9 protein-coding genes are annotated in these 12,443 nt (G+C 42.4%); 1 reads left to right on the forward strand and 8 read right to left on the reverse strand.

From position 1 onward, the window contains the following. The 4 genes from WKT01_RS09010 to WKT01_RS09025 all read right to left on the reverse strand — a co-directional run. A partial coding sequence (locus tag WKT01_RS09010; RefSeq protein ID WP_340312119.1) for a diaminopimelate decarboxylase occupies positions 1 to 1,264 on the reverse strand: 1,264 nt, incomplete at its 3' end. Continuing rightward, on the reverse strand, positions 1,261 to 1,971 hold the full coding sequence (locus WKT01_RS09015; protein ID WP_059070430.1) for a TrmB family transcriptional regulator: 711 nt from the start codon (positions 1,969 to 1,971) through the stop codon (positions 1,261 to 1,263). The genes WKT01_RS09010 and WKT01_RS09015, both read right to left, overlap by 4 nt. A 189-nt stretch (positions 1,972 to 2,160) precedes the next feature. After that, complete coding sequence (gene pyk, locus WKT01_RS09020) at positions 2,161 to 3,597, reverse strand: pyruvate kinase (protein ID WP_059069271.1); 1,437 nt, start codon at positions 3,595 to 3,597, stop codon at positions 2,161 to 2,163. 42 nt (positions 3,598 to 3,639) lie between these two features. Further along, positions 3,640 to 4,485, reverse strand: a complete 846-nt coding sequence (locus tag WKT01_RS09025; protein WP_270396198.1) for a hypothetical protein — start codon at positions 4,483 to 4,485, stop codon at positions 3,640 to 3,642. Positions 4,486 to 4,771: 286 nt separating this feature from the next. On the opposite strand from WKT01_RS09025, the gene WKT01_RS09030 reads away from it, so the two are divergent. Then, the gene (locus WKT01_RS09030; RefSeq protein WP_270396197.1) at positions 4,772 to 9,013 is read left to right on the forward strand and encodes a 2-hydroxyacyl-CoA dehydratase; all 4,242 of its coding nucleotides are present in this window, start codon (positions 4,772 to 4,774) and stop codon (positions 9,011 to 9,013) included. 140 nt (positions 9,014 to 9,153) lie between these two features. Here the strand turns inward: WKT01_RS09030 and WKT01_RS09035 are convergent, their stop codons facing one another. The 4 genes from WKT01_RS09035 to gpmI form a co-directional block, all read right to left on the reverse strand. Beyond that, entirely contained in the window at positions 9,154 to 9,402 is a 249-nt protein-coding gene (locus WKT01_RS09035; RefSeq protein WP_270396196.1) for a hypothetical protein, read from the reverse strand. Between the two features lie 138 nt (positions 9,403 to 9,540). Next, a complete protein-coding gene (locus tag WKT01_RS09040) occupies positions 9,541 to 10,209 on the reverse strand; it encodes an HAD-IA family hydrolase (RefSeq protein WP_059069264.1) in 669 nt (222 codons plus the stop codon). Between the two features lie 17 nt (positions 10,210 to 10,226). Then, positions 10,227 to 10,730 carry a GreA/GreB family elongation factor gene (locus tag WKT01_RS09045; protein ID WP_059069262.1) on the reverse strand — a complete coding sequence of 168 codons (504 nt, stop codon included), beginning with the start codon at positions 10,728 to 10,730 and terminating at the stop codon, positions 10,227 to 10,229. 108 nt (positions 10,731 to 10,838) lie between these two features. Continuing rightward, positions 10,839 to 12,377 carry a 2,3-bisphosphoglycerate-independent phosphoglycerate mutase gene (gene gpmI / locus WKT01_RS09050; protein WP_270396195.1) on the reverse strand — a complete coding sequence of 513 codons (1,539 nt, stop codon included), beginning with the start codon at positions 12,375 to 12,377 and terminating at the stop codon, positions 10,839 to 10,841. Between the last annotated feature and the right edge of the window lie 66 nt (positions 12,378 to 12,443).

Consider the following 12,443-nt stretch of genomic DNA (forward strand, 5'->3'; position numbering starts at 1 on the left):
CCAATTTTTTTCCTATTTCAAAACAATCAAACGTCGCAAAATAATCTTTCGGCTTCTCTGCCCGGCGGATCAATTTTACGCTGCCATCCTCTTTTAAAAGCAATTCCGCAGATTTTAGCTTGCCATTATAACTATATCCCATAGAAAAACCATGCGCTCCTGTATCATGGATCACCAGATAATCTCCTATATCAATTTTAGGCAGCATCCTGTCTATGGCAAACTTATCATTATTTTCACAAAGCGAACCCGTAATATCATATTTATGATCATGGGGCTGGTTTTCTTTGCCCATCACTGTAATATGATGATAAGCTCCATACATAGCCGGACGCATCAGATTGACTGCGCAGGCGTCAACCCCGATATATTCTTTATGCGTATGCTTTTCATGAATCGCTTTTGTCACAAGGCATCCATACGGCCCCATCATAAATCTTCCAAGTTCTGTATAGATTGCCACATCTCCCATTCCGGCAGGCACTAGTACTTCTTCATAGACACGGCGCACACCTTCTCCGATCATACGGATATCATTTGGCTCCTGATCCGGATGATAAGGAATTCCGATTCCCCCGGAAAGATTGATAAACTTAATATGCACACCTGTTTCCTGCTGAAGTTTTACCGCCTGTTTGAACAAAACCTTTGCAAGCATAGGATAATACTCATTTGTCACCGTATTACTTGCCAGAAAAGCGTGCAGACCAAATTCCTTCGCCCCTTTTTCCTTCAAAATTTTATACGCCTCAGACAGCTGTTCTGTCGTCATGCCATATTTTGCATCCCCCGGATTATCCATAATATCATTACTGATCTTAAAAAGTCCGCCTGGATTATATCGGCAGCTGATCGTCTCCGGAATATGTCCGATTGCTTTTTCCAGATATGCAATATGTGTGATATCATCTAAATTGATGATCGCGCCCAGTCTATCTGCCATCTGAAAATCTTCTTCCGGCGTGTCATTAGAAGAAAACATAATATCTTCTCCCCGGATCCCCACTGCATCCGAGAGCATCAGCTCCGTATAAGAGGAACAATCACAGCCGCATCCATATTCTTTCAAAATATCGATCAGGAAGGGATTGGGTGTCGCCTTTACCGCGAAATATTCTTTATATCCCGGATTCCAGGCAAACGCCTCTTTCAACGCTTCTACATTCTTGCGGATTCCCGTTTCATCATAGAGATGAAACGGGGTTGGGTATTCTTGTGTAATTTTATCTAACTGTTCCTTTGTCACAAACGTTTCTTTATTCATTTTATCTTTCCTCCCTGTAGTGTAATCAATTTGATCTCATTTGCCATCGCACTTTTAAATAACTTCACAAAATTGCTCTGTCCGGAATACAAACAAGTATTCATACTCCCATCTCCATATTCTCCTGACAGGACATATACGGAATCAACAATGATCCCGATCTGGCTTCCTCTGTCATCTGCCACATAAACTTCCGCTCCTTTGAGCACCGCCGGATAGTCTGTTACGACTACGACTCTCTTTCCTTTCGCCAAAAGCGTCTCTAATTCTTGTCTCAAACTTTCCAGACATGTCCTCGAACAAGATACATAGACACGTTCTTTTGCCCGCAACAGAAGGTTTGTCATTTTATTATAGACGTTCTGCACACCTTCAATCGTAATATACCCTTCCTCTTCTGTCTTTGCCGATGGTATATTTGCAAGCAGCCAGCTTTTTTCCTTTTCCAGTTTTTTCATGTAATTTTCCAGAAACTCCTCCAATGGGACAGGCATATATTTTTTGGCGGTACCTTCTACAACATGGGCCGCCCCCTTTTCCACCAACGCCGCGAGAGCTCCATACACATTCGACCGGGAAATCCCTGTTTCTTTCGCCGCTTCATAACCGGTCTGTTTTCCATTTAGCAGAAGCTTTTCATACACGCCGGCCTCCTGTCTGGTCAAACCAAAACTCAATAAATATTCTGTAAATTGATGTTTATCCATATTCCTCTTTCTTTTCGGCATTTTTAGTAGTCCTTTTCAGAAACACTATACAGTATATCCAATGATATGTCAACGCACAATTCCAATTTTCCTACCGTACTTTTCTCTCTTTTCTTATAGATTGTCAAATGAGGGTATCTCGCAAGTCTTTTTATGACTTTTAAGACACCCTCATCTTATTTATCTGTTCTACTCAACCGTAGCAATTCTCATCATATTGCTCACACCACTTCTCTCCTTCTTCACATTCGGAGAGGGGATACCCGCAGTCAAAACAACTATATCTCCCGGCTCTACATATTGTTTCACAACAGCCAGTTCTATCGCTCCGTTGCAAATATCCTCTGTCGTATCAAACTCCAGGGATTTAATAGGACGCACTCCCCAGTATATAGACATCCTGCGCAGCGTCCTTTCATTTGGAGTAACACCCAATATCTCCTGCTTCGGCCGCAAATTAGAAACCACTCTTGTTGTAGCTCCTGAGACGGAAGGCGTGATGATACATTTCGCATGCAGATTTGCCGCTGCAAGAACAGAAGAATAGCCAATTGCACTGGATACCCCTGCTTTTAAATGCTCCCCTGCCTTTTCCAGCATCAGATCATATTCCAGATGCTGTTCTGTATTTTCAATGATATGCACCATCATCTGAAGCGATTCCAGCGGATATTTTCCCTGCGCAGTCTCACCAGAAAGCATCACGGCGTCTGTGCCGTCATATACAGCGTTCGCCACATCGGTTACCTCTGCTCTGGTGGGTCTTGGATTGCGTATCATAGAATCCAGCATCTGTGTAGCCGTAATAACCGTCTTAAAATTACTATTGCACTTCTGAATGATCATTTTCTGGAGATACGGAACTTCTTCAGCCGGAATCTCTACTCCCAGATCACCTCGTGCGACCATGACTCCATCTGCCGCCCGTATGATCTCATCAATATTCTGTATTCCTTCCGCATTTTCCACTTTTGCGATGATCGGAATATACGGTGAGCCTAGTTCTTTTAAATAGGCGCGTATCTCTAATATACATTCCGCATTTCTCACAAACGATGCCGCAATAAAATCAACGCCTTGTTCCACTCCAAATTTTAAGTCTTCTTTGTCTTTCTGTGTGATTGCCGGAAGTCTGACAGCTACATTCGGCACATTTACCCCCTTGCGCTCCCCCAGCTCTCCGCCGTTAATCACTGTGCAGATAATATCTTTTTCTGTCTTTCCGGTCACACGCAGACCGATCAGACCATCATCGATCAGTATCGTTTTCCCAATCTCCACATCTTCTGCAAGCCCTGCATAGGAAATGGATACTTTCTTTTCATCACCTTCTATTTCATCGATCGTCAGTGTAAACTGTTCTCCTTCTTTCAGTGTTACTTTTTTTCCCGCTTTCAGAAGTCCTGTTCTGATCTCAGGTCCCTTGGTGTCTAAAAGGATTGCTGTATTACTATGTTCTTCTTCACGGAGCTGCTTCAACATATCCATCCGCCCTTTATGTTCAGCATAATCTCCATGAGAGAAGTTAAAACGCGCTACATCCATTCCGTTTTGGATAAGTTTTCTCATAAGTTCTCTGTCATTTGTGTTTGGTCCCATTGTACAAACCACTTTTGTCTTTTTCATTTTCTAGCTCTCCTTTTCTCTCACACAACTTCTATAAAACATTTATTTTACATGCTCATGCGTAAATAAATGATCCTGACAATACTCATAATTCCCATTGCATTTTGAGCAAAATCTAAACTCCAATGTAGGATCGTCCAGTTCTGTACGTCCGCAGACAGCACAGCGATGCCTTGCTCCATTTGCATATGTCATATGCAGGCGTGTCTGCTGCTTAAATTTTGCTTTTCTCGCTCTTTCCTTCGGTGTATAGGGTTTTACATTCCTGCTGGACAAGAAAAAAATAATAAAGTTCAAAAGCGACGCGCCGACCGCCACTTTCGTAGCGATGCCGCCCATAACAAAATAGTACAGCGCCATTGCCGCATACACAAGCGCCATCCACTTCATTTTGATCGGCAGGATAAAATACAGCAATATTTCCATATCCGGATACATAGCGGCAAACGCAAGGAAGATCGACATTGTAATATAATTTGTACTGATCATCCCCACACTGGAAAGAGATACTGAGAACCCGTATATTCCATAGAGCACGCCGTATAAGATGCATGTAGCGATGACGGTAAACAAGATTCCAGAAAAAATATATACATTATAACGAAAAGTTCCCCATGCTCTTTCTAAAGCTGTGCCAAGGGAATAGTATAAAAGTACTAAAAACAACAAAGATATTATATTCGTTGTCGGCGGTATCAGTACCCAAGATATCAGTCTCCATATCTGTCCTCTCAGGATCAGCGCCGGTTCCAGCGTGATCCAGCCTATAAGCTGCGGCATAAGATGCAGGATTCCAAACCCGATCACATAACCTGCCAGCAAATACATTGTCAGATTTGAGATTGCAAAACGTCCAAATTTTCGCTCTAATTTATTTAGCCAGTTCAAAGATTTCTACTCCTTATTCTCCAAATTTATACCCAATGAGTATATTCATTGAGTATTGTAACGTTATGCCCCCAGTTTGTCAAACAGTTGTTGTGCACTTTTTCTCTTTTTAACCGTATCTTTATCTAAATTTCCTATAGCGGCCTGGAATTATTTTGCAAACCCGCATAATAATGACAATTGTCTTTTTATACATCCTGTCGTATAATGTAAATTGTTGTAAAAACAAGAACACATTTAATAGGAAGTAACTGAGCATAAATCAAATGAAAACGAGGTTATATTTATGAATTTAAATGAATTACATACTCTTGGAATTGATATTGGTTCTACGACAGTAAAGATCGCTGTCTTAAATACAGATAACGAAGTCTTATTTTCTGATTACGAACGGCATTTTGCCAATATCCAGGAAACCCTTTCCGACCTTCTTGGAAGAGCGCTTTACAAGCTTGGTCCTATTTCTGTCTCCCCTGTCATCACTGGTTCCGGCGGCCTTACACTTGCCAAACACCTGGAAGTCCCTTTTGTCCAGGAGGTGATCGCCGTATCTACAGCACTGCAGGACTATGCGCCACAGACAGATGTCGCCATTGAATTAGGCGGCGAAGACGCAAAAATCATCTATTTCGAAGGGGGAAATGTAGAACAGCGTATGAACGGCGTATGTGCAGGAGGTACCGGCTCTTTTATCGACCAGATGGCTTCTCTTTTACAGACCGATGCTTCCGGTTTAAATGCATATGCAAAACAGTATAAAGCACTTTATTCCATTGCTGCCCGATGCGGCGTGTTCGCAAAATCAGATATTCAGCCTCTGATCAATGAAGGCGCCTCCAAAGAGGATCTTTCCGCTTCTATCTTTCAGGCAGTTGTTAATCAGACGATCAGCGGACTTGCCTGCGGAAAGCCGATTCGTGGGCATGTGGCATTTTTAGGCGGACCTCTTCATTTTCTGTCTGAACTGCGGGAAGCGTTCATACGGACGCTGAAGCTGGACGAAGAACATATCATCGCGCCCAAACATTCCCATCTTTTTGCAGCGATCGGTTCTGCCTTAAATTCTAAAAAAGACTGCAAAATGGAACTGCAGTCTCTTCAAAAACGCCTAGAAGACAAAATCCAAATGGATTTTGAAGTTGACCGCATGGAACCGCTATTTGCAACTGCCGCGGAATATGAAGCTTTTATTTCTCGGCATGAAAAGCATCAGGTTCCGGTCAAAGACTTAGCTACGTATCACGGAAAAGCCTTTCTAGGAATTGATGCGGGTTCTACAACTACAAAGGCCGCACTTGTCGGTGAGGATGGCACCCTCCTTTATTCTTTTTATCATAACAATGAGGGAGATCCACTTGGTACTACTATAGCAGCTATCAAAGACATATACAGCCAGTTGCCGGAAGATGTGGAGATTGTACACTCTTGTTCCACCGGATATGGTGAGGCATTGATCAAAGCTGCTCTGCTGTTGGATGAAGGCGAGGTAGAAACGGTATCCCACTACTATGCCGCTTCCTACTTTGAACCGGACGTAGATTGTATACTGGATATCGGCGGTCAGGATATGAAATGTATCAAAATTAAAAATCAAACCGTAGACAGTGTACAGTTAAATGAAGCATGTTCCTCCGGCTGTGGTTCTTTTATAGAAACATTTGCCAAATCTTTAAATTACAGCGTAGAGGATTTCGCTCATGAGGCGCTCTATGCTCAAAATCCGATCGACCTTGGAACGCGGTGTACTGTATTTATGAATTCCAAGGTAAAACAGGCACAAAAAGAAGGGGCTTCTGTCGCCGATATTTCCGCAGGCCTCGCCTATTCTGTTATTAAAAATGCCCTGTTTAAAGTAATCAAAGTGTCGGACGCCTCTGAACTTGGAGACCATATCGTTGTACAAGGAGGTACATTCTACAATAATGCAGTTCTTAGAAGTTTTGAGAAAATAGCAGACTGTGAGGCTATCCGCCCGGATATTGCCGGAATCATGGGTGCTTTTGGAGCGGCCCTCATCGCAAGAGAGCGTTATGCGGACTGTAAAGGTACTACCATGCTTTCTATCGAAGACATCGAAAATCTGGAATATTCTACCACTATGACCAAATGCAGAGGATGTACAAACAACTGTCGTCTGACGATCAACCATTTCAGCGGTGGGCGAAAATTTATCACCGGAAATCGCTGTGAGCGCGGATTGGGAAAAGAAAAATCTTCTAATGCCCTTCCAAATTTGTTTGATTACAAGTTTCACCGGTATTTTGACTATACACCGCTCAAAGAAGAAGATGCGCAAAGAGGGACGATCGGTATCCCGCGCGTTCTGAATATATATGAAAATTATCCGTTTTGGTTTACCTTTTTCACAAAACTGGGGTTCCGAGTTATTCTTTCTCCAGCTTCCACCCGAAAAATATATGAACTCGGGATCGAATCGATTCCAAGTGAATCTGAATGTTATCCCGCAAAACTTGCGCACGGGCATGTACAATGGCTGATCAACAAAGGGATAAAACACATTTTTTATCCTTCTATCCCTTATGAAAGAGAGGAATTCAAGGAGGCGAACAATCACTATAACTGCCCGATCGTTACTTCCTATCCAGAAAATATAAAGAACAATATGGATCCGATCGTTCACAAAGAAGTAGATTTTATACATCCGTTTTTATCCTTCCAGAATGAAGATACCCTTTCCTATCGTTTGTTTGAAGAATTAAAGGATACATTTTCTCTTTCCAAAGAAGCTGTCAGATCTGCTGTCCATGACGCATGGAAGGAACTTTCCTCATGCCGTGAGGATATGCGCAAAAAAGGGGAGGAAACGATCCGTTTCTTAAAAGAAACCGGCAATCGGGGAATCGTCCTCGCCGGCAGACCTTATCATATCGATCCGGAAGTACATCACGGTCTACCTGAGATGATCAATTCCTATAATATAGCTGTGCTGACAGAGGACTCTATCTCCCACCTGAATCCGGTAGAGCGTCCTCTAAACGTCATGGATCAATGGATGTATCATTCCCGCTTGTACGCAGCGGCAAATTATGTAAAAACAACAGACAATCTGGATCTGATACAGCTAAACTCCTTTGGCTGTGGTCTGGATGCCGTGACCACAGATCAGGTAGCAGAGATTCTGACAAATTCCGGCAAAATATATACAACACTAAAAATCGATGAAGTGAATAACCTAGGTGCGGCAAGGATCCGTGTCCGTTCTCTTCTTGCGGCGATACGTGTGCGAGATCAACATAAGACAAAACGCGAGATCCATCCTTCTTCTATCGAAAAGGTACCCTTTACAAAAGAAATGCGAAAGACTCATACGATCCTTTGTCCACAGATGTCACCCATACATTTTGAGCTTTTAGAAGCAGCATTCCGATCGGCAGGATACAAAGTAGAAATTCTTCCAAATGACAATAAGCAGTCTGTAGACATGGGCTTAAAATACGTAAATAATGATGCCTGCTATCCGTCCCTCATAGTAGTCGGGCAGATCTTAGACGCCATTTTATCCGGCAAATACGATACAGACCACCTGGCAGTCATTATCAGCCAGACAGGCGGAGGATGCCGCGCCTCCAACTACATCGGTTTTATACGGCGCGCTTTAAAAAAAGCAGGATACGGGCACATCCCTGTTATCTCTGTCAACTTAAGCGGACTGGAAGGCAACCCCGGGTTCAAGCTGACTCCTTCTCTTGTCCTGCGTGGTGTTTATTCCGTCGTACTCGGTGATATTTTCATGAAATGTGTCTATCGGATGCGTCCTTATGAGGCTGTCGCTGGTACGGTCAATGCTGTCCACCGCAAATGGGCGCAGGTATGCAAGGAATTTCTGTCCTGCGGTTATCCATCCCGCCGCAGATTCAAAAAATTATGCCAGGACATTATAGATGATTTTGATCATATTGAACTCTTGCCAATTCAAAAGCCGCGTGTCGGAATTGTAGGAGAAATTCTTGTTAAGTTTCTTCCTGCCGCAAACAATCACCTGGTCGATCTGCTGGAAAGTGAAGGTGCAGAAGCAGTCGTGCCTGATCTGACTGACTTTTTGCTCTACTGTTTTTACAACCAAAATTTCAAGGTTTCTCATCTTGGCATGAAAAAAAGCAAAGCACTCATCGGAAACTTAGGAATTAAAGTGATAGAATGGTTCCGTGCTCCTGCTTCAAAGGCATTTAGCCAAAGTAAACATTTTGCCCCGCCTGTCCATATTGAAGACTTAGCAAAAATGGCTTCAGAAATTGTTTCCATAGGAAATCAGACCGGGGAAGGCTGGTTCCTCACTGGAGAAATGCTGGAACTCATTCACAGCGGCGCAGGCAATATCGTGTGCACACAACCTTTTGCCTGCCTTCCGAACCATGTTGTAGGAAAAGGTGTCATAAAGGAATTGCGGCGCCGTTACCCTCAATCCAATATCGTGGCAATCGATTTCGACCCCGGCGCCAGTGAAGTAAACCAATTAAACCGTATCAAACTCATGTTGTCCACAGCAAATAAAAATATGCATATATAAATTGAACAAAGCAACAAACCGTGCAAAAAAACAGATCATACCCTGTGTCATGCTTACATGTAAACAGGGTATGATCTGTTTCTTTGCGATCCTCTATGATAATTTTACTTTCTCTATAAAAGGCAGTTCGTCGGTTCAATTTATATTTTTGTATGTTTACAGAGAAAGAATATCCCTCCGCATAATCCAAATATGATGCCTGCATATGCCCCTGTGCATACGATGTCTGCCAGGCATTTTACTATATCCTTTTTCTCAGCTGCACAGACAAATACTCCTGCAAATATGGCCAGAGCTGTCCAAAGCAGGATCAGTGTCGCAAGATATACAGACACGCCTGTTTCTCTCTTCGTATATCGTTCTGTCAATTTCCATAATCCTTTGTACATCTTATCGCCCTCACAATTCTTTAAAATATTGTCATATACTTTTCACTATCTGACATATGGATATCCCCGATCAAAGGAACTGCTCTTATTGTAAGGACAACTTGTAAAAATTATTCTTTTCTCTTGATTAATTTTATGTTAAATCCAATTTTCTGCATTTTTTATAATAACAGATGCAATCTCTTCTGGTACAGATACAAGACGCTCCGCCTTCGCCTCCTCTAGTTCTTCCCGGCTGCCATAACCGTATAATACGCCAAGAGAATGCACGCCGGTCTGCGCCGCTCCGATCATATCATAGGAACGGTCTCCTACCATCAAGATTTCTTTTCTGTCTCTGATCTGAAAATGCTCCAGTACATATTCTATGACTTCTGTCTTATCTGTTCTGCCTTCATCCAATAATGCTCCGCCTATGAACGCAAAATATTTATCAAAACCAAAATGTTTCGCTATGATTTTGGCAAAATGTTCTGGCTTAGAAGTCGCGATCACTAGCCGAAAATCATGTTCAATCAGGCTTTGAAATACTTTTTCCATTCCTTCATATACACGATTTTCAAAGATTCCTTTTACGCTGTAGTATTCACGATAATACTGCACCATCTGAAGGCTCTCTTCCCTGGTAATATTACAGAATTTTTCGAATTGTCCGGCAAGAGGCGGCCCTATAAAGCATTTAAGCTTCTCTGTATCTTCTCTCTGCCTGCCGGACTTCTCAAGCGCATAGTTTATACTGTTTAAGATTCCAGGTCCGGAATCCGTGATCGTTCCATCCAGATCAAAAGCTATCGTATGAATCCCCATCTTCTTTCCCCTTTCTGTCAATAACTTCGGATTTTGTCCTCTGCCTCATCCTGTGTTTTTATGATTTTTTTAATGACTACATAATAGCCTGTACTTTCATTCACTTTTACATAGGCGCGCTCCCCTTCTTTTTTCCCGAGCACTGCCTTGCCTAAAGGAGATTCAATACTGATCAGTCCATTCAAAGAACTTCCTCTGACAGAAGTAACAATGCGGTATGTCTCTGTCTCCTTATCATCTTCACAATATATTTCCACTGTATTATTCAATCCAACCTCGTCATTCTTCGAATGATCTTCCACGATTTCCGCTGTTTTTAACATTCTCTCCAAATAGTGTATTCTACTCTCATTTCGATTTTTTTCTTTTTTCGCTGCATGGTATTCAAAATTTTCACTCAAGTCGCCATGAGACCGCGCTTCTTTTACCGCTTCTATCAGTTCTTTTCTCTCGACCAGTTTTCTATGCTCTATCTCTTCTTGTATCTTTTTCACATCACTTTTTGTCAATCTTTCCCGCATATTTCCTCCCATTTTCTTAAAGTCAAGCGCCGACGTACATAAGAATTTCTTCTTAGCACACCGGCGCTGCACAGTTTTATTTTTAAGGCTGTCTGGCTTCTGCCGACCTTATTTTATCAACAGAGAACTTCCTGTCATTTCTTTCGGCTGTTCCAACCCCATCATCTCGATCAGGGTAGGCGCTATATCCGCAAGACAACCGCCTTCTCTGAGTTTATAGGATGGATCTGCGTTTACGATGATAAACGGTACCGGATTGGTCGTATGCGCTGTAAATGCTTCTCCGGTCTCTTCATCGATCAGCTGCTCAGCATTGCCGTGATCTGCACAGATAAACAGCTGCCCGTCTACTTCTTTGATCGCATCTACTGTTCTCCCTACACACTTGTCCACTGCCTCTATGGCAGCAATGGCAGCTGTCTCTACGCCCGTATGCCCTACCATATCCGGATTGGCAAAATTGATGATAATGACATCATATTTATCCGCTTTGATCGCTTCTACCAACTTATCACATACTTCATATGCGCTCATCTCCGGCTTCAGATCATACGTAGCAACCTTTGGAGATTTTACCAAGATCCTATCTTCTCCTTCATTTGGTTCCTCCACACCACCATTAAAGAAAAAGGTGACATGAGCATATTTTTCTGTCTCCGCTATCCTTGCCTGTTTCAAGCCATTAGCAGCAAGAAATTCTCCGAATGTATTCGTGATCTTCTCTTTTACAAAAGCAACAGATTTATTTTCAATCGTCACATCATATTCTGTAAAACATACAAATGTTGTCTTAATACGGCTGCCTCTGTCAAAACATGTAAAGTCATCGTCACAGAATGTTCTTGTCAACTCTCTTGCACGATCCGGACGGAAATTAAAGAAGATCACAGAATCCTTCTCTTTTATAGTTGCAGTCGGAACGCCGCCTTTTTCGATTACCATAGGTTCTACGAATTCATCTGTTTTTTCAACGTCATAAGAAGCCTGGATGCCTGCCGGAGCAGAAGATGCTTTTACACCTTCGCCTTTTACAAGAGCCTTATACGCTCTTTCCACACGATCCCACCGATTGTCCCTGTCCATCGCATAATAACGACCGGAAACAGTTGCAACTTCTCCTACACCGATTTCTTGCATTTTTGCTTCCAGTTCTTCCACAAACTCTTTCCCGGAAGCAGGCGGTGTATCACGTCCATCTAAGAAACAATGTACATATACTTTTTTTAATCCTTTCTTTTTTGCCAGTTCTAAAAGTCCATAAATATGTGTATTATGGCTGTGCACTCCACCGTCTGATACCAGGCCCATCAGATGTAAGGCGGAATTATTTTTCTTTACATTTTCACACGCTTCAAGCAGCGCCTGATTTTCAAAAAAATCTCCGTCCTGGATCGACTTTGTAATCTTTGTCAATTCCTGATATACGATCCTGCCGGCGCCCATATTCAGATGTCCTACCTCTGAATTTCCCATCTGGCCTTCCGGAAGACCAACTGCCATCCCACTTGCATTTCCTTTTACAAACGGATAGTCTGCCATCAGGGAATCCATAACAGGTGTTTTTGCCTCTGCGACCGCATTCCCTTTTCTTGTATTATTTAACCCATATCCATCTAATATCATCAATACGGTTGGTTTTTTACTCATATTCTTTTCTCCTTTACATCGATTCATCTTCCGGTACTTATTGTACCCGTTTTTCATAGATTTTGC

Source organism: Mediterraneibacter sp. ICN-202921, from assembly GCF_037890075.1.
In the GTDB taxonomy this organism is placed as follows: Bacteria; Bacillota; Clostridia; order Lachnospirales; family Lachnospiraceae; genus Mediterraneibacter; species Mediterraneibacter massiliensis.

Excerpts from the sequence above, each read along its gene's own strand:
- WKT01_RS09015 (WP_059070430.1), bottom strand. The coding sequence starts at position 1,971 with ATGGATAAACATCAATTTACAGAATATTTATTGAGTTTTGGTTTGACC.
- pyk (WP_059069271.1), bottom strand. The coding sequence starts at position 3,597 with ATGAAAAAGACAAAAGTGGTTTGTACAATGGGACCAAACACAAATGAC.
- WKT01_RS09030 (WP_270396197.1), top strand. The coding sequence starts at position 4,772 with ATGAATTTAAATGAATTACATACTCTTGGAATTGATATTGGTTCTACG.
- WKT01_RS09035 (WP_270396196.1), bottom strand. The coding sequence starts at position 9,402 with ATGTACAAAGGATTATGGAAATTGACAGAACGATATACGAAGAGAGAA.
- WKT01_RS09040 (WP_059069264.1), bottom strand. The coding sequence starts at position 10,209 with ATGGGGATTCATACGATAGCTTTTGATCTGGATGGAACGATCACGGAT.
- WKT01_RS09045 (WP_059069262.1), bottom strand. The coding sequence starts at position 10,730 with ATGCGGGAAAGATTGACAAAAAGTGATGTGAAAAAGATACAAGAAGAG.
- gpmI (WP_270396195.1), bottom strand. The coding sequence starts at position 12,377 with ATGAGTAAAAAACCAACCGTATTGATGATATTAGATGGATATGGGTTA.